Below are 26,274 nucleotides of genomic sequence, written 5' to 3'. Positions count from 1 at the left end.
TTAAGACTCAAATGATTCAATCTCGGCTGAAATACCGCGCCTGCAAATCTCGTTACGCATCGATACCAAGGTATCGAATTCGCCAGATTTCACCCCACACCGACCGCGAAAATGGATCATTAACGTACATTGTTCGGCTTGTTCGGGGCTGTGTTCACAGACTTCCATGAGTGTTAAGGTCACGTACTCGAACGTATTAACCTCATCATTATAAACGACTAATTGATGTGCTGGAACTGCTTCTTCATCCACTAAAACCTCCACTTCTTCTTGCCATTGCTCTTGCCCTGCCAAAGAAAAAATGAACTCAGAAACATTATCTACGGAGAAATCCATATTTTTGAAACTAGTATTGAAAACACCTCGTACAAATTTATATAAATTTCTCTTTAAACCTCTATGTCGATTCAATTAGCCGGCGGAATTCTTGCCATCTATTTTGGCCTTTTGTTGCTCATCTCTTACTTCACATCGAAGGGAGCTGATACAAATGCCTTTTTTACCGCGAATCGGGAATCTCCTTGGTGGCTCGTGGCCTTCGGGATGATTGGTACCTCCATTTCTGGTTTGACATTTATATCCGTTCCTGGGGCAGTTGGCAAAACCTACTTCACCTACTATCAGGTCATTTTAGGGCATTCATTGGGCTATTTAACGATTGCGCTGGTATTAATGCCACTCTATTACCGACTGAATCTAATTTCTATTTACGGCTATTTAGAAACGCGTTTTGGTTTCTGGGCCTACAAAACAGGATCAGCCTTCTTTTTACTTTCCCGTACAATTGGATCCGCAGCTCGGTTATATTTAGCTGTCAATGTGCTCCAAATCGCCATTTTCGCCCCTATTGGTGTTCCATTTGTTTGTACTGTATTCATTTCCATCGCACTAATTTGGCTCTATACCCATCGAGGAGGAGTTAAAACAATTATTTGGACGGACACCCTTCAGACACTCTTTTTACTCGTCGCGCTATTCATCACCATATTTTTAGTTGGCCAAAAAATGAACATGGGTTTTGGAGAAATGGTCAATACCATCCAAGCGAGTCCCCTATCGCACATGTTTGAATGGGATTGGAAGAGCCCGCATTTCTTTGGAAAAGACTTTTTAGCAGGGGTATTTATTGCGATTGTGATGACTGGATTGGATCAAGATTTGATGCAGAAAAACTTAACCTGTAAGTCGATTGGTGAAGCACAAAAGAACATGTTCTGGTTCTATTGGGTATTGTTGTTCATCAATATTCTTTTCTTGTCATTAGGTGCCTTGTTGTATATCTATGCCCAAGCAAATCAGATTGCCATACCGACTAAAACAGATGAGTTATACCCCTTATTAGCACTGGGTGGAGAATTTGGCACTTTGGCAGCCGTGACGTTTTTACTGGGAATTATTGCGGCATCATATGCGAGTTCAGATTCAGCTTTGACCGCATTAACAACTTCATTTTGCATTGATTTCCTGCGAATTGAGAAATTCAAAGAAGCTAAAAGAGAAAAACTAAAGCAACGTGTACACTTAGGGTTTTCAGCTTTGTTCTTTGTCGTGATAGGTTTGTTTCACGTATTCAACACCCAAGAACTAATTGCGGCCGTTTTTAATTTAGCCGGCTATACCTATGGCCCTCTTTTAGGTTTATTTTCGTTTGGATTGTTTACCAAATACGGTGTGAAGGACAAATTAGTACCATTTATATGTGTGGCCTCCCCTATCATCACCTTTATCTTGGAAATGCAAGTACAAACGCTATTTGGTGGATTTGGTTTTGCGAAGCTAATTTTGAACGGTGCGGTGTGTTTTCTAATGCTCTGGGTGATTCGCAAAGATCGCGCTATAGCCTAGAATTTGATCGCATTACGTACGGCAAAATAAATGACATTTTGCCCAGCACCTGTTTCTTTTAAATAGGTTCCTGCCTTGCAATAGCCTAGTTCGGCCTGAAAAAAGTAATGTTTAGTGGGAACGTAATTGACATCCACCGCATATATATCACACAGTTTTAAGGCATCAGATGTCATTTTTTCCGGATCATACGGACGCAATTGAGACATATTGGGCGTATATACCCCATCGTATGCACTAGTTCTTTGGACAAAAGACGCCCGTGCAGTCGCTATCCATTTGGTACCATTTTGATATCGGATATATGGGCTTAAGTTCAAGGTATTAGAAATATTTAGGGCAACTGTTTGACCGAAAGGTGGACGAGCAAACATGGTATTAAACGTATTCAATTGTCCATCTTGCGTGGATTGATCACCGGGTACATAATTGCCGCTAAATCCAATAAATCGATGTGGCATAACCGCTAAGTTAACATCCCAAACAGCCATCATGGCTCGAATATCAAGTGATTTAAAGGTTCCCATCTGCCTCGAAAATTCAAAATCATAATTGAAACGTTGCGGATTTGAATAGAGATGTACACCTAACGTATGCCTATTTTCTACACCTATTGATGAATAATACTCCCGTGCTTTTGATTCAAAATAGTAGTAAAAAGCATCGGCATTAAGAAACTTCAATACCCGATCGTATTTAACATGTAAGCCCGCTAATTTTTCCGTTGACTTTTCATCATCGAACGCCCCTTGATTTAACCGAATGGGATGTGTGTAAAAAAGATCTGTTCTAATGCGTTTGGCTTGATGAATGACATGAGCACCCAGGAAACTTTGGCGATTATTCGGTCCCTCCCGAGCGGCAATAAAGCGCTCTTGGCCAAACAATAATTCTTGTCGGCCTAATCGAAGTACCAGCTTGTCTGCCAACTTCAAATCTGCGAACCATTGATGGAAACTCAGCGTATTCTGATCTACTTGGTTGGTTATCGGATTTGGATTCCAAAAACGAATGGTATTATTGATTTGAGCAAAAACACGAAAATTTGAATGTAGCTGTAAATCCCCATGAAGCAATATACGATGCAGCCATTGGTGTGGATTTCCGGTCACATAAGAGGCAGGAATTTGCCCAAAATTGACATTGGTATAATTCTGATAATGTTCGCGTATTTCACCACCGATACTTAAGGTAGCCTGGCCGACGATCGGCAGGAATTTTACTTTTTCATCCCAAGATTTGCTAGAACTATCTGATTTTAGGTACGAAAAGTCATCGTCAAAACGAAGGCGCGCAATGTGTTGTGCCGAAACGTGGAAACTCAAAAGGCATACCAATAATGAAGGAAGAACTATTCGGAGCAAAATAAATTATTAATAGACGCGCATAAAGGTACCAAGTCTAGATATAAAATAAAACCGAGCTCACATGATAGCTAAGATTAAAACAGCATGTATTTGGCATTTAGAAAACAATTGAGGTTATTTATGGTTTAGTTTCAATAATTTATAAAAATATTTCAATTGACTGAAGCGCGTATATATGATCTTGCCATAGTAGGCGCCGGAGCAGCAGGGCTTCAATTACTATATGAATATTTACAAAAAGCAGAACATATTGATGCAAAGATCTTATTGATTGATTCAGGAGATCGCTCTAAGAAAAGTTGGTGCTACTGGGCCAAAAACGGTCAAGAATCCTTTCCTTTTCTAATTGAAAAGTCCTGGAGTAAAATAACCTACCGGTCGTCCCAATCAATCAGCCAAACACAAGCAATTGATTCATTAGCTTATCATTACATTTCATCAACTCATTTTTTCAACTATTTCTTTGATCAATTCATCCCCTCACACACTCAAATCACGCATGAAATGGGATGGGTAAGTGAACTTATTGAATCAGCATCTACGGTAGAAATAAAATTACAAAATGGTGCTAGTTATGTGGCCAAGCAAGTAGCCGATGCGCGCGTAGGTCACATGCAAACGGCAGGTAAACCATCCTTATCACAACATTTTTGGGGGAAATTCGTCGAATTTGATTCTGATGTGCTGGATAGCAGTTCGGTTACTATGATGGATTTTAGTCAGCCGCAGACCAACAATGATTATGCTGTGTTTCATTACATATTGCCTTTTTCTTCCCGAAAAGGGTTGATTGAAACGACTGTTTTCAGTAAGCAGGCTTATGATGAAAAAGCCTATGAATCACATTGGAATCAGTATATGGAAGCTAACTTCCCAGGCAAAACATATCAAGTAAGTGATGTAGAGCGTGGAACTATTCCGATGAAGATTATAGAATCACCTTCCCAAACTGGGAGAATATTTTCCATTGGAACTGCAGCTGGTCAAGTGAAGGCATCAACAGGCTATGCATTCACACGGATGCATCGAGATGCGAAAAATAGAGTAAATCAGCTAGTAACCAAAAGTCAGTCTCGATTCACATTTTATGATTCCATCCTATTGAACATGATACAAACGGAAAATAGGGTGATTCCTTTGGTCATGGACCGACTTTTTGGTCGCATTGGTTTTACTAGAATTCTCCACTTTTTAGATGAAAAAACGACGATTTGGCAAGAAATTAAGTTATTTAGTCAGCTACAGATACCTCTTTTTGTCAAGCATTTAGTGACCAAAAATCGATGATTTCATTTTACCGAATTTCTGGCATTGTGTTGACCTTAGGGTATTGGGTCTTGATAAGCTTATGGAAAAACATGCCCGTACAAATCGAATGGGCTTTCTGCCTTATATTATTAGCTATTTTAGGCATACCACATGGGGCGGCAGATCATTTAGTCGCGCAACAATTAGCGCGCTTACAGAATAGCTCATTTAGTCTCATCTCGTTTGCAAGTAAGTATCTAGCGGTTATGTTAGCTTATGGAATCATGTGGTATTTCTTTCCCTTGGCCTCATTCGTAATTTTTATTGGCATCTCAATTTTCCATTTTGGGGATTTGGAAACGACGGATACATCTCAATCAGCCAAAACTGGAACAGCCTATTTCATTCAAATACTTAGAACATTCCTTTTAGGTATGGGGATTTTGGGTTTCATTTTATCCCAGCACGCTACGGAGGTGGGCATAATTCTACAGAATTTCAATTTGGGTATACATATTACAGTTGATGCCCTGCCAGTGGGCATTTATATACTTTGCATCCTTTTGGGTTTCCAAAAAGAGCATACTGGCTACTTTATCAATACAGGTGTCACGTTGCTCCTTGGAATGTATCTACCTCTGCTACCTGCCTTTATGTGTTATTTTGCTGGGTGCCATTCCATCTATAGTATACGTGTACTGACAACTAGCCTAGCGCTTAGCACTAAGAATCTGTACCTGAGGCTGTTACCATTTACCATTGCTGCATTTGTGATGGGGATCGTCTATGTTTTGATGGTGAGCCAACAAAAATGGCTCGCTCATGCATTTATTTTTCTGTCAATTTTAACTTTACCTCATTTTTTTTTAATGCACAAAATCATCCCTAAGAGGCCGTAAAGGAATATTTTGCACAATTTTTATTTTTATTTTAATTTTTTTTATTCGATTCAAAACAATATTTAAATTTAAGTGTTTAACTTTCAACGAATTAAATTAAACAGTACAGTAACATATTTTATTTATCACTTTAAACATTTTCTATTATGGAAACATTAAACATTTTACTGAATGGCACACTTGCTGCCGGAGATTACATTGGATTTACCTTCTTTACAGGGTATATGTCCATGCTTGCTGCTTCAATTTTCTTTATTGTAGAAAGAGGAACAGTTAATGACAAATGGAAAACATCTTTATTGATTTCCGCATTGATTACATTTATTGCTGCAGTACACTATTTCTACATGCGTGGTGTATGGTTAGACACAGGTGAGTCACCAACTCAATTCCGTTACATTGACTGGACATTAACAGTACCTTTGATGTGTATTGAGTATTTCTTAATCTTAAAGCCAGCTGGTGCAAAAACAGGCATGCTTTCTCGCTTAATCTTCGGATCAGTAGTGATGTTAGTTGCAGGTTACATCGGTGAGGCAGTTGTACCTGAGCAAAACGTAATGTGGGGAATCATCTCAACATTAGGTTGGGCTGTAATCATCTATGAAATCTACGCAGGTGAGGCATCTAAATTAGCTGCTGCTTCTGATAACGAGCACGTAAAGTCTGGTTACAAAGTAATGCGTTGGTTCACATTAGTTGGTTGGGCAATCTACCCTATCGGTTACATGATGTTACCAGGTAACTTATTAAGTGGCATGGCAGGTAATATTGACCTAGCTTACAACATTGCGGATGCGATCAACAAAATCGGTTTCGGTTTAGTTGTTTACAGCATTGCAAAAGGAGCTTCTGCTGCGAAAGCTTAATTATAAGTTTAAGCTTAGTGAAAAAAGAAAGGCCAACATTGGCCTTTCTTTTTTTTTGTTACCAGGCTAATCTAAACAGATGATAAAATCGTATTTCAGTTCAACTATAATACCAACCATAGGCAAAAAAACCATACACGTAATCGGTTTTACCTTTCGAAATAATCCAGCTTCACAAACCTTCAACTTATCGAATCGTAAACAATTCAAAACATAACCAGAATTAAATAATTGCTTTATATATGTTTTCTGACCTAATTTCTAGATTTAAATTCACTTCATTGGTCATTTGTACCTATCACTCAACTTGCCATTGGGCTAGTTTTTATTCAAATTAGTTTTAAATTGAAAATTATATAAAAATCCAAGCAAAGACTGTTTAAGCTAAGCTATCCATGTTATGAATAATTTTATCCGTTTTATTTTTCTGATTTTGTCGACATGTACCATGTATCCGTCCTTTGGTCAAAAATTTGAAAAGCCAAATATCATAATTATTGTAAGCGACGACCAAGGCTGGGGTGATTTAGGATATAATGGCAACTTAACAGTAGCTACTCCTTCCATCGATAAGCTAGCAAAAAACGGAGTTCGCTTTCAGCACTTCTACGTTAGCCCAGTTTGTTCGCCCACACGTGCTGAGTTGTTGACGGGTCGGTATCATGTGCGTGGCGGTATTTCAGGAACGGCTACCGGAAGAGTGAGATTAGATTTAGACGAGACTACTATTGCTCAAATTTTCAAAAATGCCGGTTATTCAACAGCAGCTTACGGAAAATGGCATAATGGAGGTCAGGCACCATATCATCCAAATTCGAGAGGATTTGATGATTTTTATGGTTTTTGCTCCGGCCATTGGGGTAATTATTTTAATCCAATTCTTGAACATAACGGAGAAATTACCAAGGGAAAAGGATATGTAACTGATGATCTAACAAATCATGCCATTGAATTTATGGACCAACATGCAAAATCTCCATTCTTTCTTTATTTGCCTTTGAATACACCGCATAGTCCCATGCAAGTGCCAACAGAAAATTGGAACAAGTATAAAAATATAGAACTAAGCCAAAAAGGGACGATTGCCTCCAAGGAAAATATCTTACATACAAAAGCAGCGCTTGCTATGACAGAAAATATCGATTGGAATGTAGGTAGGCTCATGACACGATTAGATGAATTGAAGCTAACCCAAAATACCATTGTACTTTATTTCTCAGATAATGGGCCCAATGGTCATCGATGGAATGGAGGGATGAAAGGAATTAAAGGAACTACGGATGAAGGTGGAGTCAGATCTCCTTTAATTATGCAATGGCCTGCTAAGTTAACGGGTGGAACTCAAATCAAGTCCATCACCAGCGTTATGGATATATTACCTACATTGGCAGATTTAGCCGATATATCAGTAACATCCAAAAAACCATTGGATGGAAAAAGCCTTAAACCTTTATTATTAGGAAATCAAGCATTAGTAGATTCCAACCGTTTTATTATAAGTTATTGGAATAAACAAATCAGTGTTCGATCACAAAATTTCAGATTAGCCGCGGATGATGCATTGTATAATTTAGTAGATGATTATGCACAAACAATCAATATGGCCAGTTCTTTTCCCGTTGATTATCAAAAACTTTTAGAAGTAAAAAATAAATGGAAATCAGAAGTATTAACCGAACTTCCCAATGAAGACGATCGACCTTTGGTCATCGGTCATCCCGGGTTGCCTATAACCCAATTACCTGTTAGCGAGGGTTTTGGACATGGAAATATTAAACGTTCCAATCAACACCCCAATGATAGCCACATGACAAATTGGCTATCAAAGGACGATTATATCAGTTGGGAAGTTGCACTTGAACAAGCAGGTGATTTTGAAGTAAGCCTTTATTATACTTGCTCAAAAGAGAATATTGGAACAACGTTATCGATGTCTTTTGGTGATTCCATCGTGACCAGTAAAATCAATAAAGAAAATAACGTGCCTCTTTTTGGAATGGAAAATGATATTATTGCGCGTGAGGAGTCTTATATGAAAGATTTTAAGCCTTTAAATTTAGGTTCTGTGCGTTTGAAAGCTGGAAGTGGAACCTTGAAGGTATTTAGTAACTCGTTGCTGAAAGCTAACGATCTAGATGTAAAATTGGTAACACTCCGTCGATTAAATTAATTTGATTGCCTCTGATTATAATTTGCCACGGAACTAAAGGCGATGATAAGGAGTAAATCAGAGTTCCAAAGAATCAAACAACTGTGGTTATAAAACTATTGCCTAAAAACAAAAAAACCACTCGCCTGAGTGGTTTTTTGCCTACCGAAGTAGTCCGTACGGGAATCGAACCCGTGTTTCATCCGTGAAAGGGACGTGTCCTAACCCCTAGACGAACGGACCATTATTTATTTTGGTGGCACAAAGGTAGAGTTTTCCCTTTTAAATCCAAACTACGACTTCAAAAAAAGCGTATTTTTTTGTAATTAAATTTCGCTATTTTAGCCTTATCATTGAAACTGAACCCCTTATGGCCAACGTAAAACCGTATTCCCGCTTGACCGATTTTGATGTTGCTCTATTCTTAAATGGCAAGCATACACGGCTTTACGAAAAACTAGGTGCCTTCGAAATCGAACATGAAGGAGAAATAGGAACCTTCTTTGCCGTATGGGCACCTAACGCTGAATCTGTCCAGGTCATCGGAAATTTCAACTTTTGGGATAAATTTTCACACCCACTCATGCGGAGATGGGATGCCTCCGGAATCTGGGAAGGATTTATTCCGGGTGTTCGCACCGGAGAAACCTATAAATACGGTATCCAAGCACGCTCCGGCGAATATCTCGAAAAATTAGACCCCATGGGTCTTTACTGCGAAACCCCTCCCAAAACTGCCTCCATCGTTTGGAATACCTATAAGGAATGGAACGATTCCCCATGGATGCAATCACGCAACACAAAAAATGCGTTGAACGCCCCCATGTCTATTTATGAGGTACATTTGGGGTCATGGCAAAAAACATTGGATAATGAGTTTTTGAGCTATGCCGACTTTGCTGTCAAATTAGTCGACTATGTCAAAGAAATGAATTTCACCCACGTGGAATTTATGCCGGTCATGGAATACCCGTATGACCCATCTTGGGGGTATCAAATTACGGGATATTTTGCACCAACTTCGCGTTTCGGTGACCCACAAGGGTTCATGCAACTTGTTGAAGCATTCCACCAAGCAGGTATCGGAGTCATTTTAGACTGGGTTCCCTCCCACTTTCCAGGCGATGCACACGGACTAAAAGACTTTGACGGCACGCCTATCTACGAACATCCAAATCCCAAAAAAGGATACCACCCAGATTGGAAATCCTATATCTTCGATTACGGCCGCACCGAAGTACGCAGCTTCCTACTATCAAACGCAGCCTTTTGGCTAGATCGCTACCACATCGACGGACTACGCGTAGATGCCGTAGCATCAATGTTATATCTTGATTACTCCCGAAATGACGGCGAATGGGAACCCAATGAATTTGGCGGAAACCATAACCTAGACACCATCTCGTTCTTACAAGACCTCAACGTACACTTGTACGGTGAATTCCCAGATATCCAAATCATCGCTGAAGAATCTACCAGTTTTCCAGGCGTTACCAAACCCGTATTCATGGGCGGCCTGGGTTTTGGCCAAAAATGGATGATGGGCTGGATGAACGACACCCTGCGCTTCTTCCAAAAAGATCCAATTCACCGCCAGCATCACCTAAATGATCTGACATTCTCGTTGATCTATGCTTTTACAGAGAATTTCTGCCTTCCTCTCTCCCACGACGAAGTCGTTTATGGGAAAAACTCGCTCATCAATAAAATGCCCGGGGATGAATGGCAACAATTTGCCAATTTGCGCCTCTTGTTCTCCGAGCAGTTTACGCACCCGGGAACTAAATTAATCTTCCAAGGAGGAGAATTTGCCCAAAGAGAAGAATGGAATCACAGTGTGAGCTTAGACTGGCATTTAACAGATTATGCTCCTCATAAAGGCATTCAAGAAACCATGAAGGCCTTGAATACCTTATACCGGGAAGAACCAGCTTTGCACGTCAAGCAATTTTCGCATGAAACTTTTGAATGGTTAGAATCAAACGATCAAGGAAATTCAGTCATCAGTTTTGTTCGTAAGGGTGAAACCGCGAAACAACAACTCATCGTTATCCTTAACCTAACACCTGCACCGCGTGAAGATTATCGCATCGGTGTTCCTTTGCCAGGAGTCTGGAAAGTAGTCTTCAATTCAGATAATGGTGCATTTGGTGGGTCCGACTACCCTACGAAGGGTGCCGCAATGACCGAAGAATACGGTTGGCACGGAAAAGCATTCTCCATCGCTCTCAACCTTCCTCCCCTTTCGTGCATCATCTTGAAAGCCTAATATGAATTAGGCGGAAACAATAAAGACTCAGAAAAATTCCGAGCCTTTATTCAATCCGCCTAAGTAGTATTTTTATGATTAAACGGTTAAACCGCTGTTTCAAATCAAAATTGTACACAAAAATAATACTATATTTCAATTTTTGAAATATTAGCGGGAAAATTTATACTATTCGAATAATTAATGTTTTTTGGCCAAGATATCTTCCATGTCGGAAAGCTCCACTTCCAGTGCCTTCGTAGATATCGTAATCTCCCAGGCACTCAGCATCAATGCAGCACACATGCCCACTAAAGCCGTGCCAAAGAACCAATGAGATACCATTTGCATCTCAAGAAATATAAAAAACATACAAACAACACTCAGGATTAGGCTCATAATCGCAATAATCTGCATGTTTTGAATCAATTTCATGCGCAATCGAAGATTCTGAATTTGCTTTAATATAGACTCATCTGGGTTTTGTTGGAACTTTTCATGCAAACCACGAATCAGCGAAGCCATCGACATGAATCGATTCGTGAAAGCGATCATCAATAACGAAACGGTTGAAAACAATAAGGCTGGGGTTCCGATTCCTAATTCCATGTTATTTGATATAATATGCGTCTAAATACGTTGACATTTCTTCCTGCAATTTTTGGGCTTCCCGCTTCGAATCTACCGCAGGATTATCGCCCGCATAAATAATTCCGCGAGAAGAATTAACCAATAAACCTACCCGCGAATTCATGGCATAGCGTGACACATCTTCTAAACTCCCCCCCTGCGCACCTACGCCTGGCACTAAAAAGAAATTATCCGGTGCTATTTCACGTACCTTTTGTAAAAAATCAACCCGTGTCGCCCCAATTACAAACATCAATTCCTCCGGCGAAGCCCACGTTTGTGCCAAACGCATCACACGCTCATACATAGGAATGTAATCTTCCGACTTAGTCATTTGGAAATCATGGCTACCCGGATTCGAAGTCAAGGCTAATAAAATAACCCATTTGTCCTCAAAACGAAGAAAAGGCTCTACCGAATCATGCCCCATGTAGGGAGCGACGGTAATCGAATCAAAATTCAATCCACTCGAAGCGGGGTCAAAAAACGTTTGCGCATACATGTAAGCCGTATTCCCAATATCCCCACGTTTCGCATCTGCAATTGTAAAAATATCCGAAGGAATATATTCCATCGTTTTTTGTAAACTTTCCCAGCCCTTCGGCCCCAATGCCTCATAAAAAGCAATGTTTGGTTTATACGCCACCGCATAATCAGCCGTTGCGTCTATCACCGCTTGATTGAATGCAAACACAGGATCAGCTTCTTGCTTAAATTTAGAAGGAATTAAGCGGGGATCCGTATCCAAACCCACACACAAAAAAGATCGCTTGCGCTCAATTTGATTAACTAATTGCTGTGAATTCATACGGAATTGAGAAATAGAAATTGGTTTACTGAGTAAATATCGATAATTTTGGCGCAAATTAAAGGCTTTCCTTGCCATTATCAAACATAAGGAATTTTAATTCTATGCAATTTATCAACCACCCATTCGCAGGCGTTATTGAGTGTATACCCACTAAATTTCACGATGATCGCGGCTTCTTTTACGAGTCATATAATCAGAAGCGTTTTGCTGCCAATGGAATCCCCGAAGATTTTGTTCAGGACAACTTCTCCTTTTCGACGGCAGGTGTTTTGCGTGGACTTCATTTCCAAAAAGATCCCCATGCTCAAGGAAAATTAGTGCGTTGCATGACCGGAAAAGTAAAAGACGTGATTGTTGACCTACGCAAAAGTTCACCAACCTACGGCCAACATGCTTCCTTCATTCTCGACGCGGATCAAGGCAATATGCTCTATGTACCTGTCGGCTTTGCGCACGGATTCGTAGCCTTAGAAGAAACAATTTTTGTCTACAAATGCACAGAATTTTGGAATAAAGAAGCCGAATCAGGGCTTCGTTGGAACGACCCAAGCTTACAAATTTCATGGGGTATAGACAACCCAAATGTTTCAGATAAAGACCAAATTTTACCCCTATTTGACCCAAACGAAGTGATATTTAATTAATTTTCATACCTTTGTCCCAATGACTCGCAAGCTGATTTTATCAAGCCCACTATTGGAAATAACCATATCCAGGTTATGCCAAGAGCTCATTGAGAATCAAATCAAAGATGTTGAAACTGTTATTCTAGGCCTACAACCACGTGGGATCTACTTCGCAGAACGCATCGCCAAGGAACTTGGCAAACAACTCAACCAGACATTTCAAGTAGGTAAATTAGACGCCACCTTCTTCCGTGACGACTACCGTAGACGCGACACGATCGCACCTAATTCAACGGACATTTCCTTCTTAATCGAAAATAAACGTGTCATTTTAGTTGACGACGTACTCGCCACAGGCCGCATGGTTCGTGCAGCTTTGGATGCGATGAATTCATTTGGAAGACCCACAAAAGTGGAACTTTGTGTGCTAATCGACCGTATTTACAACCGAGACCTGCCGATTAACGCAGACTACGTGGGTAAAGCAGTCAACACGCTGCCTACGGAAAAAGTGCTCGTTGAATGGCAGGAACAAGGCCACGAAGCAGATAAAATTTGGTTAATCACCCAATAAAAATATGTTGAAATCGCCACACTTATTAGGGATCAAGGATTTGGACGAAGCGTCTATCCACTTAATCGTTAAAACGGCCAAAGAATTTAAAGAAGTTCTCAACCGACCGATTAAAAAAGTTCCTTCCTTACGTGACGTTACCATTGCCAATGTATTTTTTGAAAACTCAACCCGCACCAGACTCTCCTTCGAATTAGCCGAAAAACGCCTCTCAGCAGATACCATCAATTTCTCAGCCTCCGGAAGCTCTGTTAAGAAAGGAGAAACTTTACTCGATACGGTCAATAATATTTTGGCCATGAAGGTCGACATGATCGTGATGCGCCACGCAAGTCCTGGTGCTCCGCATTATTTGGCCAAACATATCAAAGCAAATATTGTCAATGCAGGAGACGGAACGCACGAGCATCCGACGCAAGCTTTATTAGATACCTATTCGCTTCGCGAAAAGCTCGGTGACCTAGACGGGAAAAACATCGCAATTATCGGTGATATTCTGCACTCACGAGTAGCCCTTTCGAATATCTATGCACTTAAGAAACAAGGCGCGAATGTCCGTCTATGCGGACCAAGTACCCTAATTCCAAAACACATTCAATCCTTAGGAGTCGAAGTTTCACACGATGTGAAAAGTACGTTACAATGGTGCGACGCGGCGAATGTGCTCCGGATACAGTTGGAGCGCCAACAAATCAAATACTTTCCAAGTCTGCGTGAATACGCCCAATTCTTTGGCATAACACGCCAAATGTTGGAAGAATTACCCAAAGAAATTGTCTTAATGCACCCAGGCCCAATTAATCGCGGGGTGGAATTAAGTTCCGATGCGGCAGATTCGCCACATTCAATCATACTCGATCAAGTAGAAAATGGAGTGGCCGTGCGCATGGCGGTGCTTTACTTACTCGCCTCGCGCGCTTAAAAAATCAGTATAAGCTTCCTGTAATTGATTTACTTGAATGCCATGGCCACAAGCGTAATGGCCTAAAGGGCATTTCTTTTTCCCATGCGACCCGCAAGGTTTACAAGTTAAACTTTCGTTTGATTCAATGACCCGATTCCAAGTAGCCAAAGGTCCAAATCCAAATTCAGGTGTCGTCGAACAAAATACCGCCACCGTAGGCATGTTCACCGCAGAGCAAATATGCAATGGGCCTGAATCATTCACGAATGCCAAAGCGGCTTGTTGGTACACCCCAATCGCCTCCAACAATCCCAATTTCCCCGTTAGATTATGAATATTATGCTGAGGACACGCACGTGCAATTGTAGCCGATAATTCCATTTCATTCGGCGCACCCATGAGGACAATAGCTTGATCTTTAGGTAATTGTAAAATAAAGTCAATCCAAGTTTGAAGCGGTAAACGCTTTGTTTCCCACACGGAACCAGGTGAAATACATAGGTATTGTTTAGCTTTCAAGGGTGTTGGCAACGAAGGGGTGGACGACAAAAATGGTGCATAAAACTGCTTTCCGAGCCATTTTTCAACTAAATCAATGTTTCGCTCCACTTCATGAACCCCATGACCAAAGCGATGTTTAACAGATTCATTAAATAGGAATGAGACTGGATTCTCCTGAAACCCAGTTACCTTTTTCGCACCCATGGAAACGCTCAAAAGTCCCATCCCGAAGAATCGTTGGACCACGAACACCTGATCAAATTTTTCTTTGCTTAATTGCTTCCGTAGCGAAAACCAAGATTTTAGTTTTTTCGACTTATCATAGCCCCAAACCTTGGTCAGATTATCATGGGGGTATGCCTCAAAAACAGGCTCTAAACCTGCCCTAACTAGTAATTGAACCTTAGTTTGTGGGGATTCATGCCGGATTTTTTCCAATAAAGACGTAACTAACACCGCATCACCTAAGAAAGCTGTTTGGATAATGAGTACGTTGGAATTTTGCAACATGCAAGAAAAATGAGCGATTGGCCATAAAATTAATTAATTTTGAGATCTTTTGCGCTAAGAAGCACTTTATGAATTCCATTCAAATCAAAACATTGCCCAACGGGATCACGTTGGTACATCGCCAAGTTATGCATACCGAGATCTCGCATCTTGGGATTATGCTCGACATAGGCAGCCGAGATGAAGAGAAAAATGAGGAAGGACTCGCGCATTTTTGGGAGCATTTGGCATTCAAGGGCACCGAAAAGAAGAATAATATGCAGATTATCAACCGCTTAGAGATCATCGGCGGAGAATTAAATGCCTACACCACCAAAGAGAAAATCTGTTTTCACGCTTCCGTTTTAAGCCCCTATTTTGAGCGGGCGCTCGAACTAATCACAGATATCACCTTTCATTCGACCTTTCCTGCGAAGGAATTAGAGAAGGAGCGTAGTGTGATTTTGGAGGAGATGTCGATGTATTACGAAGCACCAGAAGATGCAATTCAGGACGATTTCGATGAATTATTATTTCCCAATCATTCCCTAGGGATCAATATTTTAGGCACGCAAGATACAGTCAATTCCTTCAAGCAATCGGATTTAAATGCCTTCATAGCCCGGAATATGGATACCAGTCGGATCGTTATTTCGTCCATCGGGAAGCATCCGCACGACAAAGTATTCAAATGGGCGGAGAAACATTTGGGACACATTCCGGCGCAGCGTAACCAAGTAAAGCGCGTGCAACCGCCTGCGATGATTCCGGTAGAACGGATAACTAAACGCGGTTTGAATCAATCGCATGTGGCTCTGGGTCAGCAGTCCTACGCGATTAAGCATCCGGATCGATTGGCGTTTTTTATGTTGATCAATTTATTGGGCGGGCCGTCCATGAATTCCTTGTTGAACGTTTCCATTCGGGAGAAAAGAGGCTTAGTTTATTCCATTGAAGCCAATTTTACGTCCTATGTAGATTCTGGTTTTTGGGCGATTTATTTTGGCACTGAATCGAATCAAGTGGCTAGGTCAATTAAATTGATTCACAAAGAATTCGAAAAATTGCAAGACCGCACCTTAAGTCCAGCGCAATTGCTCAAGATCAAATCCCAACTCAAAGGGCAAATGGCCATGGCAGAGGAAAGCAACCTCAATTTTATGTTGATGATGGCCAAAAGCCTCCTAGACCGCGAAAAAATCGAAACATTGGAAGAAATATTCGAGCAAATCGATTTAGTTTCTGCTGAAAAAATGCAGCAATTGGCCATGGAAATGTTAAATCCTGATGAGCTAAGTGTCTTGATTTTTGAACCATAAACAAGGTGCATCTTTACCTCCATATTCCCTTTTGCCATCAAGCATGTCATTATTGTGACTTCCATTTCTCTACGCGTCTCGCAGGTAAACAGGCCATGGTGAAAGCCATTCAACTGGAGATTGCGTTACAAAATAATTATTTGGCTGGTCAAACGCTTGAAACAATCTATTTCGGCGGAGGAACCCCTTCCGTACTTAGTTCGCTTGAATTAGCTGTAATCTTACAGACGATTCGCAGTCATTTTAATGTCGAACCAAATGCTGAAATAACCCTCGAGGCTAATCCAGAAGATCTTACTCCGGCTTATTTAGCGTCGATTCAGTCCTTAGGAATAAACCGATTGAGTATCGGAATTCAATCCTTTCAGGATGATAATTTGGCATTTTTGAATCGCAATCATAGTGCCCAACAAGCCATGCAAGCAATTCGCGATGCGCAAGCAATAGGCCTAACGAATATTAGTATTGATTTGATTTATGGGTTGCCAAATAATTCATTGGCAGATCTGGAACATGACATCCTTCAAGCTGTTCAAACAGGCGTTAATCACATATCTGCGTACAGTTTAACCGTAGAACCCAAAACGGTGTTTGGTCATCAAAAGAAGCAAGGCACCTTCAGTGAGGTGTCCGAAACCCACATGGCTACGTGCTTTGAAAATACCCATGTCTTACTCGAAAAACATGGGTTTGAGGCCTATGAAACCTCCAATTTTGCCAAAAATGGGCATTTTTCACGTCACAATACCTCATACTGGAATCAAGAAAACTATCTGGGAATCGGTCCAGCAGCGCATAGTTTCAATCAGGTGAGTCGGCAATGGAATGTGGCCAACAACGCCACCTATGTGAAACAAATAACGCAAGGAATTATTCCGGCTGAAGTCGAAATACTTAGCCCCGCCGATCAATTAAACGAGTTGATGTTGACCAAATTCCGAACCAAAGCGGGTGTTTCACTCGATCGATTAGCGGCTAAATTTGCCGCGGCGAACAGTCCATTTCCAGAAAAAGAATTGGATCGTTGGGTTAAGGAAGGATTAGCGGAGCAGGTTGATGGGCATATCCGATTGATTGGTGATGGAAAATTAATCGCGGATAAATTAGCGAGTGATTTATTTGTATTAGACGCTGGACGTTAGACACTAGACGCTGGACTTCATTAGACGTCGGACGCTGGACGTTAGACGATAGGCAATCGGACTTCAGACTCTCTCCCACCGGACTATTTCCCTTCGGACTTAAACATTTCTTTCGTAATTTCGCACCCAACCCAATCCTTTGTCCATGGCCAAACGCGTAGATTTATCAAATACCCCCCGAACCAGCACGCGTGGTTCAAAATTTAGCCGCATCAAATCAACTGATTCACCCAAGGCTGGATGGACATTTAATCGGGTATTAGGTCGTATTGGACGTTATTTTCTTTATGTTTGGATCTCAACAATCGTTGCAGTTGTCCTTTTCAAATTTGTGCCTGTCTACTTCACGCCTACCATGGCAGCGCGCAAAATCGATGCGATTCAAGCCGGCGAACCTTCGAAAATTTCAAGCCAGTGGACACCTTATGGCCAAATGGACCGCAATGCCGCTTTGGCAGTAATCGCCTCTGAAGATCAATTATTTCCAGATCACCATGGATTTGATTTTGATGCGATGTGGGGTGCGGTCAACAATAATTTAAAGGGGAAAAGAATTAAAGGGGCGAGTACGATATCCCAACAAGTCGCAAAAAATGTTTTTCTTTGGCAAGGAAGAAGTTACCTTCGCAAAGGCCTAGAAGCCTATTTTACCCTGATGATCGAACTCATTTGGGGTAAAAAACGGATCATCGAAGTTTACTTAAATATTGCCGAAACAGGGAAAATGACTTTTGGCGTTGAAGCAGCAAGTCGGAAATACTATGGCCATTCAGCCGAAGAATTAAGTACGACTGAAGCGGCACGCATTGCAGCTTGCCTACCAAACCCAATCCGGTTTTCAGTCGCCTCTCCTTCAGGTTATGTAAATAAACGCACGCAAGCAATCAAAAGACAAATGAAAGCCTTAGGTGGAAAGAAGTTCCTACGCAACATCGACTAAGCTAATTCAGCCGAAGGATCCCAAAAATGTTGCTTAAAATGGATGATTTGATCGTCTTGGACGCGAATGCCCTCTTCGGCCAACAGCATTTCCATTCGATTTCCTCCAAAGAAATTCTTACCCGTTAACACACCATTTCGGTTAACCACCCGATGCGCTGGAATATCAGCAAGCGTATGCGACGCATTCATGGCCCAGCCCACCATGCGAGCACCACCTTTCATACCTAAATAAGCAGCAATCGCACCATACGTCGTGACGCGACCCGATGGAATTTCTCGAACCACCTGATAAATCGCATCAAAGGCATTTATTTTATCCATTAATCTAATTTGCGTTCGTCAATTTCACGCTCCAATTCTGCGTACCATTTAGTTCCAAATTTCCGAATCAGTGGATCTTTCAAGAATTTATACACCGGCACCCCTAACTCTTTCCCATGCGAACAAGCATCCGAACAAATTGTCCAACGCTCGTAGTTAATAGCTTGATATTCAGCTAGTTTTTGAATTCGAATTGGATATAAATGACAGGAAATTGGCTTGCGAAAATCAGTTTTCCCCGCAAAATAGGCCTGCTCAATGCCACATTTCAAATAACCTTTTTCGTCATAAATGGCATAAACGCATTCGCGACCTTTGATGATAGGAGTGGAAAAATCACCGTCTTCTTCACGAATGTATGTTCCTTGCTTTTCTATTTCGGCGATACCGTCTGCCGACAAAAATGGTCGGATTTCATCTTGAATGCGATCAATAATCGCTAATTCTGCTTCCTCCAAAGGAGCACCCAAATCACCCTCTACGCAACACGCACCTTTGCATTTTGTCAAATCACACACAAAATACTCATCAGCAATATCTTCACTAATTACGGTGTCGTCAATTAAAATCATATGCTTTGGGCTAAAAAACAAAGGTAAATATAATCCGCATGAATGCCACAAAAAGCAATAAATACCCAAACCATCCGTTAAATCACTTTAATTTGGTATTTTTGCACATATGAAATTGAAGCACTTCATCTGTTGGCTTGCATGCAGCATCAGCACTCCCCTTTTTGCTGCTAACCTTGTTCCTGACACCATTTCGATCGGAAATGTTCGCGTAGCCATTCATGCATCTGCCAAACCAATCTTTGATAAAGAATTTGCCATGCTCGGGGCAAATAAAAAATATGTGGCCTCATTGGTCAACAAAATGCGCCTGTACTTTCCTGTGATTGAACCGATTTTAGCCCAAGGAAATGTTCCGGACGATTTCAAATTTTTGTGCGTTCAAGAAAGTGCATTGAATCCCAATGCCGTTTCAACTTCAGCCGCCGTGGGATACTGGCAGTTTAAATTGGAAACCGCTAAAGATGTGGGACTAAAAGTTGACAATGAAATCGATGAACGCCGCCATATTCTAGAAGCTACCCGCGGTGCAGTTAATTATTTCAACCGAAATAATGGCGTGCTCCACAATTGGATGAGTACACTTCTATCCTACCGCGTTGGTCTCGGAACCATTAAAAAATTGCCCTATACGGCAAATTGGGCCAATAAAACAGAAATAGAAGTTGACTCATCCACTGACTGGTATGTCATTCGATTCCTGGCATATAAACACTTCTGGGCAGGACAATTAAGCACGTTAGCTAAGACCGATTCCACTAGTTTGGTAACTTATACAAATACACGTGGTAAAAATCTGTATGATTTATCGGATGAACTTAAGGTGAGTTACGATGATTTAAAACGTTATAATGCCTGGATTTTAAAGGATTTTGTTCCGGACGATAAGGCATATACGCTGTATCATCCATCCAATGTAAAAACATACCTTTCAGAGACTCCTACTCAAGATTTGGTGCTGACCGCCTCAGTCGATTCCACGAAACTATATGCACCGAGTCCGTCAAAAAGTAAACGTGCAAAGAATCAGCAAATCTTAAGTGACCAATTTGAAATTCGTAATCACGTGGTTACCGAAGGAGATAACCTAAGTTCAATCGCGACCAAGTATGAGATGAAATTGGGTGAATTGCTTAAGTTGAATGGAATTGATCAAAATGCCGTTATTCAGATTGGCCAAAAAATCAAAGTAAATCGCCGCATTCCGATGCTCGAGATCATCGCTCAAAAATTGGACGAGAAGAGTAAAAATGCACCGGTTATCGAAAAAACGGTGGCTACTGCTCCCGTTGTTGTCGTGGAAGAAATGCGTAAAATCGAAACCATCGAGCCTAAAAAATCATTTTACATCGATCCAGCGGACTCACGAGAAATCGTTATCAAATCAGATAAAAAAGAAGCTGAAAAAATCATCGAGCAAACACAGGTTGTTGAGAAAGCACCCGTAGTAGAAGTAGAAAAAACGAATACTCAAGCTGCATATCACGAGGTGAAAGCAGGTGAAACACTATTTCGTATTTCGAAAATCTACCAAGTTAGTGTAGATGATTTGATTCTTTGGAATGGACTAGGAAAAGTACCTACGATTCAAGTAGGACAAAAAATCAAGGTAAAACCTTAACGGACGCGTAACATATACAAACCATCACGAAGCGGCAATAACATTTTGTCGACGCGCGGATCATCCAAACACTTTTGATTAAAATCACGCAAGGCTTGCGTCGATTTATCGCGCGCTTGTTCATCTACAATCTTACCACTCCACAACACATTATCGACCAAAATAACCCCTCCAGGACTCATTTTGTCTATAATCAAATCATAATACAGCGCATAATTACGCTTGTCGGCATCGATAAAAACCAAATCAAACGGCCCCTCAATCTTCGTCAACTCGTCTTTGGCATCCGCAATGCGGTAATCGATTTGATGTTTATACTCCGAACGATCAAAGAATGAACGTGTAAAGGTTTCCAACTCTTCATTAATGTCTATCGTAATCAATCGCCCATCTATAGCAAGACCCTCCGCTAAACATAAGGCGGAATAACCGGTAAAGGTACCTATTTCGAGGATGGTAGTAGGCCGACAAACCTTCGCGAAAAACGATAAAAATCTGCCTTGTAAATGCCCAGAAAGCATCCGAGGTTGCAAAATCATCGCATGGGTTTCTCGGTCTAATTCCTGCAATAAAGTAGACGGTTCACCTGAAAAAATGCGTGAATATTCCTCAATGGCAGAATCGATGAATTCCATTATTTGATACCTGTGAAAAAGAAATCTAGCGACGCAGCAGGTTGGTCACTCAAGTAATAATCATCCACTTGAATGGAATTCACGAGTTGATTACTTGATTTTGAAATTGCCAAACGGCTCAAGCGATTCGCAATATCATACGGAACTTGAAGCCACGTACGTGGTAGTTTATATTGCAAATTGAATAGATCAAAGCGCGTAATTTTAGCCACCGATTTCTTGTTCTCTTCATAGTAATCCATCACTTTTCCGTTACCGTGTACCCCCTCAGTAATTACTTGACTGAAATGCTTGGACATTAAACCACTCAATTCAGCAGAAACATATTCGCGAACATGCCATGGATTACGTGTCAATGAAAACAACCGATTGACCGTTGTCAAATATAATTTACCACCCGGTTTCAATACGCGTGCCGCCTCTGCCAAAAAGAAATCGTCATTTTCAATATGCTCAATCACCTGAAAAGTAATGACGTAATCAAAGTGATTAGATGGCAAATCTTGCAAGGGTGGCAAGAACATATCAATGAACGTGAAATTCGGATATTGTGCCGAAAGCGAATTCATTAATTCGGTATTCTTGTCGACACCCGTATAATCAGAAACTTTATCCGCTAAAACGCCTACGCCCCGACCTGTACCACAACCAATTTCCAATACATTTCCTGAAACCAAGTGGCTTACATGCATATAGGGAAACAATAAGCGCTGGTGAACAGGGTTGTCTGAAGGAATATCAGAAGAGGCAATTTCAGTCGTTTTATACATTGTATGCTAAATTTGAGCACAAAGGTAAAGTTTTTACCTAAGATTAGGTAATTTGGAACATGCTTTCGCTTTTCTCCACACCGGAATCCCAGAATTACCTCCCATTGGATGGAACGGTTCATTATTATCCGACATTTTTAAGCATTTCGGAAGCCAATCATTTTCAACGCATATTCGAAGAATCCATTCCTTGGGAATCTGACGTCGTGCATTTATTTGGCAAAACGATTCCGATGCGCAGAAAAATGGCTTGGTTTGCGGATGGCCAACGGCGCTATACGTATTCCGGCTCTGCCAAATTTGTCAATCCATGGACAGATGAACTACTCGAACTCAAAAACCGATTAGAAAAGCACCTAAACCTTACATTTAATGGTTGTTTGCTGAATTACTACCACGATGGAGCGGATGGAATGGGCTGGCATGCCGACGATGAAAAAAGTATCCAACCGAATAGTTGCATCGCCTCAATCAGCTTAGGAGCGAGCCGAAATTTTGATTTCAAACATCGCCAAACCGGTCAAAAAGTACGCATTCCATTACTTCATGGCAGTTTATTAGTGATGCAAGGAGAAACCCAACAGCATTGGCTTCATGCACTACCTAAGTCCTTGAAAGTACAAGTCCCTAGGGTAAATTTGACCTTCAGACAAATGGTTTGAAAAAAAATGCCGACCTTTGCCCCACATTTCAGCCAATACCGTGTCAGAAGAAAACGAATCAAGACCCCCATTCCGAAAACCATTTAGACATTTTACAACTCCAAAAACGGAGAATAAAGAGATTGTCTTTGGTATTCAATCCGTACTAGAAACCTTGCGTTCTGGTAAGGAGATCGATCGTTTATTAGTTCAGCGCGAATTAGGACACACGGAAATTCTTGATTTAGCGCACGAAAAAGGCATCCAAGTTCAGAAGGTTCCTTTGGAAAAATTAAATCGCATCACGCGTAAAAATCACCAGGGAGCCATAGCATTCGTTTCTGCAATTCATTATGCCAAATTGGAAAATGTGATTGCAGATACCTTCGAGAAAGGTCAAATCCCTTTGGTTTTGATCCTAGATCGCATTACGGATGTTCGAAATTTTGGCGCGATTGCGCGTACCGCTGAATGTGCAGGTGTGCATGCGATTGTGATACCTTCTAAAGGTGCTGCTCAAATCAATGCAGATGCGATGAAAACCTCATCGGGCGCATTAAACTTCATTCCAGTTTGTCGGGAAGACAGCTTATTACAAACTGTTGATTTCTTACAAAACTCAGGATTGCGCGTCGTGGCTTGTACCGAAAAAGGAAAAAATTCCATGTATAGCGTAGATTATACAGGGCCGACTGCCATTGTCATGGGTTCTGAGGAGGATGGAATTTCAGATGAAATCATCCGTAAATCAGATGATTTGGCCGTTATTCCACAAAGTGGACAAGTCGGATCACTGAACGTATCCGTTGCCGCCGGTGTAATCATTTACGAAACCGTTCGTCAGAGAAATCTTTAAATTCGATTAATTTGTGTTGCAGACGCTTGGGCTGTTGGCAAAATAGTTACATCCGCAATGTTCACATGTGCGGGTGCCATGACCATATATCGAATCAAATCAGCCACATCTTTGGCCACTAAAGGCTCAAATCCTGCATACACAGCATCCGCTTTGGCTTGATCACCTTTAAATCGTACTTGAGAAAATCCTGTATTAACTGCACCTGGAGCAATATTGGAGACTTTTATTCCATGCACATTTAAGTCTTGGCGCATGCCTTGAGAAAGAGCTTCTACCGCTGCTTTCGAAGCACAATAAACATTCCCGTTTGGATAAACCTGTTTTCCTGCGATGGAGGAAAGGTTAATGATGTGACCCGTTTTCCGTTCAATCATCTGCGGAATCACAGCGCGCGATACATATAATAATCCATCTACATTCATGTGCATCATGGCATCCCAATCTGCGACATCTCCTGACTGAATGGGACCCAAACCATGCGCATTACCTGCATTATTAACTAGCACATCGATCGACTTCCAGGCTTCTGGCAATGATGAAAAGGCTGTTTCAACTTCAGTTAAGACACTAACATCAAATGTCAGCACATGGGATTCAACTGACAAATCTGCTTGCAACTGAAGCAAAGCCTCTTTTCGTCTGCCACAAAGAATTAATTTAAAACCTTCGTTGGCCAATACCTGCGCGGTAGCTAAACCGATACCCGAGCTAGCTCCTGTTATACATGCAATCTTATTCATAGCAATAATTTTTCATCCCGAAGGTACATGCTTCGAGGTGATCTAAAAAATTTGGGCGTAATTTGTAGCAAAATTAATCTATCACATGAACTTTTTGATCGTTGGCCTCGGGAACATCGGACCTGAATATTTATTTACTCGGCACAATATTGGTTTTATGGCGGTCGATTATTTAGCTAAAACCAAGGAAGTAAGTTTCAAACAAGATCGACTAGGAGCTATTTCCTCCTACAAACTTAAAGGACATACCATTTACTTACTGAAACCAAGTACGTTTATGAACTTGAGCGGAAAGGCGGTGAATTATTGGTGCCAACAACTCAAAATAGAAAAAGAGCGTTTACTCATCCTTACCGATGACATTGCGTTACCATTTGAGACACTACGTTTAAAACCAAAAGGGTCAAGTGGTGGACATAATGGACTCAAAAGTATCGAGGGCGTTTTACAAACCCAAGAATATGGCCGTTTGAGGATGGGTGTTGGGTCTGATTTTGCGAAAGGCCGACAAGCAGATTTCGTATTAAGTAACTTTAACGAAGATGAAATTGGACTTATCCCATTCATTCTAAACCGCTCAAATGACATCATTGATTGTTTTTGCTTGGAAGGTATCCAACAAACAATGAACAAATACAACCAATAATTGTACTATTTAAAGAATCTTTTAATTTTTCCGTAATTGTTGATTTAGAATTTTTAAAACGATTTACAATTGTTATCCAAATTTAATTTGGAAATAGTAAATAAAACTTTAATTATATTCTGAATTAAGTTAAAAAATAGAATCAATATCTATTTTTATCAAAAAAATTGTGCAAAAGCAAGTTTTGTTATATTAAAAAAATGCAATAATTTTGTATCGTTGATTTAATCAATAAATATAACATTCTTATGAAGAAGCAAATTTTAATGATTGGTGTTTTAGTGGGACTAAACCTAATCGCAACAGCGGCAAAAGCAAACGGAACAACATCTACAGTAGATGTATCGACAACAGGGTTGTCTATCAAAAAAGAAACATTATCTGAAGTAATTCAGAATTTGATAAAGAAAGATTACGCAGGTGCAAGTGCATCATCGACAGCTAGTTTGACCATTTCAATTTTAGAGAATTATCAAAATAACCAGTCGGCTTACCTAAAGGCAACCAAAGCTGAGCAAGCTTTGTTTAACGAAACAGTTAAGTCTATTGTAAATCAAGCATCCACAAGCGAAAAAACGTCAAATTGGATCAAAGAAATCAATAAATCAGCCAAAGCAATTAATACGATTTGGGCTGTTTTAGGTACAGAACCAAAAATTGAAGCAGATTTAAACACTATTTCTGAACAAAATGAAGATTTAGTTGTTGTGTTTCAAAATTAGATTGTAAGTAGTTTTCATAGTTAAATAGGTTTAGAGGTAATCAAAAAAGGTGCTGTTTTTAACGGCACCTTTTTTATTTTTTTGCACTAAACTCATATTATTTAAAGAAAACGCCTATATTTGTATAAATTTTCATAGTTAAATAGGTTTAGAGGTTAAATAAATAAGGCCAGAAGTTTCTTCT

The 26,274-nt window shown here is 40.6% G+C and carries 27 protein-coding genes and 1 tRNA gene; 17 read left to right on the top strand and 11 right to left on the bottom strand.

The window, feature by feature from the left end; translation table 11 throughout:
• Positions 1 to 336 carry an ATP-dependent Clp protease adaptor ClpS gene (locus U0R10_RS02910; protein WP_377982311.1) on the bottom strand — a complete coding sequence of 112 codons (336 nt, stop codon included), beginning with the start codon at positions 334 to 336 and terminating at the stop codon, positions 1 to 3.
• 63 nt (positions 337 to 399) lie between these two features.
• Between U0R10_RS02910 and U0R10_RS02905 the strand changes: the two genes are divergently transcribed.
• Positions 400 to 1,845 carry a sodium:solute symporter gene (locus tag U0R10_RS02905; RefSeq protein WP_377982309.1) on the top strand — a complete coding sequence of 482 codons (1,446 nt, stop codon included), beginning with the start codon at positions 400 to 402 and terminating at the stop codon, positions 1,843 to 1,845.
• On the opposite strand, the gene U0R10_RS02900 is transcribed toward U0R10_RS02905, so the two are convergent.
• Positions 1,842 to 3,209, bottom strand: a complete 1,368-nt coding sequence (locus U0R10_RS02900; RefSeq protein WP_377982307.1) for an alginate export family protein — start codon at positions 3,207 to 3,209, stop codon at positions 1,842 to 1,844. The two genes, U0R10_RS02905 and U0R10_RS02900, sit on opposite strands and share 4 nt — an antisense overlap.
• Before the next feature lie 159 nt (positions 3,210 to 3,368).
• Between U0R10_RS02900 and U0R10_RS02895 the strand changes: the two genes are divergently transcribed.
• The 4 genes from U0R10_RS02895 to U0R10_RS02880 all read left to right on the top strand — a co-directional run bounded on the left by U0R10_RS02895 (position 3,369) and on the right by U0R10_RS02880 (position 8,398).
• The gene (locus tag U0R10_RS02895; protein WP_377982305.1) at positions 3,369 to 4,499 is read left to right on the top strand and encodes a lycopene cyclase family protein; all 1,131 of its coding nucleotides are present in this window, start codon (positions 3,369 to 3,371) and stop codon (positions 4,497 to 4,499) included.
• Entirely contained in the window at positions 4,496 to 5,359 is an 864-nt protein-coding gene (locus U0R10_RS02890) for a Brp/Blh family beta-carotene 15,15'-dioxygenase (RefSeq protein WP_377982303.1), read from the top strand. The genes U0R10_RS02895 and U0R10_RS02890 overlap by 4 nt, the downstream gene beginning before the upstream one ends.
• A 146-nt stretch (positions 5,360 to 5,505) precedes the next feature.
• On the top strand, positions 5,506 to 6,228 hold the full coding sequence (locus U0R10_RS02885) for a bacteriorhodopsin-like (RefSeq protein ID WP_377982301.1): 723 nt from the start codon (positions 5,506 to 5,508) through the stop codon (positions 6,226 to 6,228).
• A 400-nt stretch (positions 6,229 to 6,628) separates the two neighbouring features.
• The gene (locus tag U0R10_RS02880; RefSeq protein ID WP_377982300.1) at positions 6,629 to 8,398 is read left to right on the top strand and encodes an arylsulfatase; all 1,770 of its coding nucleotides are present in this window, start codon (positions 6,629 to 6,631) and stop codon (positions 8,396 to 8,398) included.
• Positions 8,399 to 8,548: 150 nt separating this feature from the next.
• Here the strand turns inward: U0R10_RS02880 and U0R10_RS02875 are convergent.
• Positions 8,549 to 8,620: transfer RNA gene (locus tag U0R10_RS02875), tRNA-Glu, on the bottom strand.
• 127 nt (positions 8,621 to 8,747) lie between these two features.
• Between U0R10_RS02875 and glgB the strand changes: the two genes are divergently transcribed.
• Positions 8,748 to 10,646 carry a 1,4-alpha-glucan branching protein GlgB gene (gene glgB, locus U0R10_RS02870; protein WP_377982298.1) on the top strand — a complete coding sequence of 633 codons (1,899 nt, stop codon included), beginning with the start codon at positions 8,748 to 8,750 and terminating at the stop codon, positions 10,644 to 10,646.
• A gap of 180 nt (positions 10,647 to 10,826) precedes the next feature.
• Here the strand turns inward: glgB and U0R10_RS02865 are convergent, their stop codons facing one another.
• Entirely contained in the window at positions 10,827 to 11,234 is a 408-nt protein-coding gene (locus U0R10_RS02865) for a DUF2721 domain-containing protein (protein ID WP_377982296.1), read from the bottom strand.
• Between the two features lies 1 nt (position 11,235).
• Positions 11,236 to 12,063 carry an orotidine-5'-phosphate decarboxylase gene (gene pyrF / locus U0R10_RS02860; RefSeq protein WP_377982294.1) on the bottom strand — a complete coding sequence of 276 codons (828 nt, stop codon included), beginning with the start codon at positions 12,061 to 12,063 and terminating at the stop codon, positions 11,236 to 11,238.
• A 104-nt stretch (positions 12,064 to 12,167) separates the two neighbouring features.
• Here pyrF and rfbC point away from each other — a divergent pair, with 104 nt between their 5' ends.
• Genes rfbC through U0R10_RS02845 form a run of 3 tightly spaced genes read left to right on the top strand, consistent with a single transcriptional unit; the run spans position 12,168 to position 14,188 of the window.
• A complete protein-coding gene (gene rfbC / locus U0R10_RS02855) occupies positions 12,168 to 12,710 on the top strand; it encodes a dTDP-4-dehydrorhamnose 3,5-epimerase (RefSeq protein WP_377982293.1) in 543 nt (180 codons plus the stop codon).
• Positions 12,711 to 12,729: 19 nt separating this feature from the next.
• Positions 12,730 to 13,266 carry a bifunctional pyr operon transcriptional regulator/uracil phosphoribosyltransferase PyrR gene (pyrR, locus tag U0R10_RS02850; RefSeq protein ID WP_377982291.1) on the top strand — a complete coding sequence of 179 codons (537 nt, stop codon included), beginning with the start codon at positions 12,730 to 12,732 and terminating at the stop codon, positions 13,264 to 13,266.
• 4 nt (positions 13,267 to 13,270) lie between these two features.
• Positions 13,271 to 14,188 (top strand): aspartate carbamoyltransferase catalytic subunit, encoded by a 918-nt coding sequence (locus U0R10_RS02845; RefSeq protein ID WP_377982290.1) that lies wholly within the window; start codon positions 13,271 to 13,273, stop codon positions 14,186 to 14,188.
• Here U0R10_RS02845 and U0R10_RS02840 read toward each other — a convergent pair.
• Positions 14,168 to 15,181: a glycosyltransferase family 9 protein gene (locus U0R10_RS02840; protein WP_377982288.1), complete on the bottom strand. Its 1,014-nt coding sequence runs from the start codon at positions 15,179 to 15,181 to the stop codon at positions 14,168 to 14,170. The genes U0R10_RS02845 and U0R10_RS02840 overlap by 21 nt on opposite strands.
• 68 nt (positions 15,182 to 15,249) lie before the next feature.
• On the opposite strand from U0R10_RS02840, the gene U0R10_RS02835 reads away from it, so the two are divergent.
• From U0R10_RS02835 to mtgA, 3 genes are all read left to right on the top strand, one after another.
• Positions 15,250 to 16,479, top strand: a complete 1,230-nt coding sequence (locus tag U0R10_RS02835) for a M16 family metallopeptidase (protein WP_377982286.1) — start codon at positions 15,250 to 15,252, stop codon at positions 16,477 to 16,479.
• A 5-nt stretch (positions 16,480 to 16,484) separates the two neighbouring features.
• On the top strand, positions 16,485 to 17,621 hold the full coding sequence (gene hemW, locus U0R10_RS02830; protein WP_377982284.1) for a radical SAM family heme chaperone HemW: 1,137 nt from the start codon (positions 16,485 to 16,487) through the stop codon (positions 17,619 to 17,621).
• Positions 17,622 to 17,766: 145 nt separating this feature from the next.
• The gene (gene mtgA, locus U0R10_RS02825; RefSeq protein WP_377982282.1) at positions 17,767 to 18,561 is read left to right on the top strand and encodes a monofunctional biosynthetic peptidoglycan transglycosylase; all 795 of its coding nucleotides are present in this window, start codon (positions 17,767 to 17,769) and stop codon (positions 18,559 to 18,561) included.
• Here the strand turns inward: mtgA and U0R10_RS02820 are convergent.
• Together U0R10_RS02820 and U0R10_RS02815 are read right to left on the bottom strand one after the other, a co-directional pair.
• Entirely contained in the window at positions 18,558 to 18,884 is a 327-nt protein-coding gene (locus U0R10_RS02820; RefSeq protein WP_377982280.1) for an MGMT family protein, read from the bottom strand. The two genes, mtgA and U0R10_RS02820, sit on opposite strands and share 4 nt — an antisense overlap.
• Complete coding sequence (locus U0R10_RS02815) at positions 18,884 to 19,456, bottom strand: DUF3109 family protein (protein WP_377982278.1); 573 nt, start codon at positions 19,454 to 19,456, stop codon at positions 18,884 to 18,886. Before U0R10_RS02815 ends, U0R10_RS02820 begins: the two co-directional genes overlap by 1 nt.
• A 109-nt stretch (positions 19,457 to 19,565) precedes the next feature.
• Here U0R10_RS02815 and U0R10_RS02810 point away from each other — a divergent pair, with 109 nt between their 5' ends.
• The gene (locus U0R10_RS02810; RefSeq protein ID WP_377982277.1) at positions 19,566 to 21,077 is read left to right on the top strand and encodes a LysM peptidoglycan-binding domain-containing protein; all 1,512 of its coding nucleotides are present in this window, start codon (positions 19,566 to 19,568) and stop codon (positions 21,075 to 21,077) included.
• On the opposite strand, the gene U0R10_RS02805 is transcribed toward U0R10_RS02810, so the two are convergent.
• Both U0R10_RS02805 and U0R10_RS02800 read right to left on the bottom strand, forming a co-directional pair.
• The gene (locus tag U0R10_RS02805) at positions 21,074 to 21,712 is read right to left on the bottom strand and encodes an O-methyltransferase (RefSeq protein WP_377982276.1); all 639 of its coding nucleotides are present in this window, start codon (positions 21,710 to 21,712) and stop codon (positions 21,074 to 21,076) included. The two genes, U0R10_RS02810 and U0R10_RS02805, sit on opposite strands and share 4 nt — an antisense overlap.
• Complete coding sequence (locus U0R10_RS02800) at positions 21,712 to 22,482, bottom strand: class I SAM-dependent methyltransferase (RefSeq protein WP_377982274.1); 771 nt, start codon at positions 22,480 to 22,482, stop codon at positions 21,712 to 21,714. Before U0R10_RS02800 ends, U0R10_RS02805 begins: the two co-directional genes overlap by 1 nt.
• Positions 22,483 to 22,541: 59 nt before the next feature.
• On the opposite strand from U0R10_RS02800, the gene U0R10_RS02795 reads away from it, so the two are divergent.
• Together U0R10_RS02795 and rlmB are read left to right on the top strand one after the other, a co-directional pair.
• Positions 22,542 to 23,144, top strand: a complete 603-nt coding sequence (locus U0R10_RS02795; RefSeq protein WP_377982272.1) for an alpha-ketoglutarate-dependent dioxygenase AlkB family protein — start codon at positions 22,542 to 22,544, stop codon at positions 23,142 to 23,144.
• Positions 23,145 to 23,160: 16 nt separating this feature from the next.
• The gene (rlmB, locus tag U0R10_RS02790; RefSeq protein ID WP_377982270.1) at positions 23,161 to 23,979 is read left to right on the top strand and encodes a 23S rRNA (guanosine(2251)-2'-O)-methyltransferase RlmB; all 819 of its coding nucleotides are present in this window, start codon (positions 23,161 to 23,163) and stop codon (positions 23,977 to 23,979) included.
• Here rlmB and U0R10_RS02785 read toward each other — a convergent pair.
• On the bottom strand, positions 23,976 to 24,722 hold the full coding sequence (locus U0R10_RS02785; RefSeq protein WP_377982268.1) for an SDR family NAD(P)-dependent oxidoreductase: 747 nt from the start codon (positions 24,720 to 24,722) through the stop codon (positions 23,976 to 23,978). The two genes, rlmB and U0R10_RS02785, sit on opposite strands and share 4 nt — an antisense overlap.
• Before the next feature lie 85 nt (positions 24,723 to 24,807).
• Here U0R10_RS02785 and pth point away from each other — a divergent pair, with 85 nt between their 5' ends.
• Positions 24,808 to 25,368: an aminoacyl-tRNA hydrolase gene (pth, locus tag U0R10_RS02780; protein ID WP_377982266.1), complete on the top strand. Its 561-nt coding sequence runs from the start codon at positions 24,808 to 24,810 to the stop codon at positions 25,366 to 25,368.
• Positions 25,369 to 25,616: 248 nt separating this feature from the next.
• Entirely contained in the window at positions 25,617 to 26,090 is a 474-nt protein-coding gene (locus U0R10_RS02775) for a hypothetical protein (RefSeq protein WP_377982264.1), read from the top strand.
• Positions 26,091 to 26,274: the final 184 nt, after the last annotated feature.

It is taken from the genome of Aquirufa avitistagni (assembly GCF_042715545.1).
Lineage (GTDB): Bacteria > Bacteroidota > Bacteroidia > Cytophagales > Spirosomataceae > Aquirufa > Aquirufa avitistagni.
The sequence above is the reverse complement of the archived record's forward strand: the minus strand, read 5'-3'. Positions and strand labels throughout refer to the sequence as shown.

What these genes read in the sequence shown, in the direction of transcription:
- U0R10_RS02910 (WP_377982311.1), bottom strand. Translation starts at nt 336, where the DNA reads ATGGATTTCTCCGTAGATAATGTTTCTGAGTTCATTTTTTCTTTGGCA.
- U0R10_RS02905 (WP_377982309.1), top strand. Translation starts at nt 400, where the DNA reads ATGTCGATTCAATTAGCCGGCGGAATTCTTGCCATCTATTTTGGCCTT.
- U0R10_RS02890 (WP_377982303.1), top strand. Translation starts at nt 4,496, where the DNA reads ATGATTTCATTTTACCGAATTTCTGGCATTGTGTTGACCTTAGGGTAT.
- U0R10_RS02885 (WP_377982301.1), top strand. Translation starts at nt 5,506, where the DNA reads ATGGAAACATTAAACATTTTACTGAATGGCACACTTGCTGCCGGAGAT.
- U0R10_RS02880 (WP_377982300.1), top strand. Translation starts at nt 6,629, where the DNA reads ATGAATAATTTTATCCGTTTTATTTTTCTGATTTTGTCGACATGTACC.
- glgB (WP_377982298.1), top strand. Translation starts at nt 8,748, where the DNA reads ATGGCCAACGTAAAACCGTATTCCCGCTTGACCGATTTTGATGTTGCT.
- U0R10_RS02865 (WP_377982296.1), bottom strand. Translation starts at nt 11,234, where the DNA reads ATGGAATTAGGAATCGGAACCCCAGCCTTATTGTTTTCAACCGTTTCG.
- pyrF (WP_377982294.1), bottom strand. Translation starts at nt 12,063, where the DNA reads ATGAATTCACAGCAATTAGTTAATCAAATTGAGCGCAAGCGATCTTTT.
- rfbC (WP_377982293.1), top strand. Translation starts at nt 12,168, where the DNA reads ATGCAATTTATCAACCACCCATTCGCAGGCGTTATTGAGTGTATACCC.
- pyrR (WP_377982291.1), top strand. Translation starts at nt 12,730, where the DNA reads ATGACTCGCAAGCTGATTTTATCAAGCCCACTATTGGAAATAACCATA.
- U0R10_RS02845 (WP_377982290.1), top strand. Translation starts at nt 13,271, where the DNA reads ATGTTGAAATCGCCACACTTATTAGGGATCAAGGATTTGGACGAAGCG.
- U0R10_RS02840 (WP_377982288.1), bottom strand. Translation starts at nt 15,181, where the DNA reads ATGTTGCAAAATTCCAACGTACTCATTATCCAAACAGCTTTCTTAGGT.
- U0R10_RS02835 (WP_377982286.1), top strand. Translation starts at nt 15,250, where the DNA reads ATGAATTCCATTCAAATCAAAACATTGCCCAACGGGATCACGTTGGTA.
- mtgA (WP_377982282.1), top strand. Translation starts at nt 17,767, where the DNA reads ATGGCCAAACGCGTAGATTTATCAAATACCCCCCGAACCAGCACGCGT.
- U0R10_RS02820 (WP_377982280.1), bottom strand. Translation starts at nt 18,884, where the DNA reads ATGGATAAAATAAATGCCTTTGATGCGATTTATCAGGTGGTTCGAGAA.
- U0R10_RS02815 (WP_377982278.1), bottom strand. Translation starts at nt 19,456, where the DNA reads ATGATTTTAATTGACGACACCGTAATTAGTGAAGATATTGCTGATGAG.
- U0R10_RS02810 (WP_377982277.1), top strand. Translation starts at nt 19,566, where the DNA reads ATGAAATTGAAGCACTTCATCTGTTGGCTTGCATGCAGCATCAGCACT.
- U0R10_RS02805 (WP_377982276.1), bottom strand. Translation starts at nt 21,712, where the DNA reads ATGGAATTCATCGATTCTGCCATTGAGGAATATTCACGCATTTTTTCA.
- U0R10_RS02800 (WP_377982274.1), bottom strand. Translation starts at nt 22,482, where the DNA reads ATGTATAAAACGACTGAAATTGCCTCTTCTGATATTCCTTCAGACAAC.
- U0R10_RS02795 (WP_377982272.1), top strand. Translation starts at nt 22,542, where the DNA reads ATGCTTTCGCTTTTCTCCACACCGGAATCCCAGAATTACCTCCCATTG.
- U0R10_RS02785 (WP_377982268.1), bottom strand. Translation starts at nt 24,722, where the DNA reads ATGAATAAGATTGCATGTATAACAGGAGCTAGCTCGGGTATCGGTTTA.
- pth (WP_377982266.1), top strand. Translation starts at nt 24,808, where the DNA reads ATGAACTTTTTGATCGTTGGCCTCGGGAACATCGGACCTGAATATTTA.
- U0R10_RS02775 (WP_377982264.1), top strand. Translation starts at nt 25,617, where the DNA reads ATGAAGAAGCAAATTTTAATGATTGGTGTTTTAGTGGGACTAAACCTA.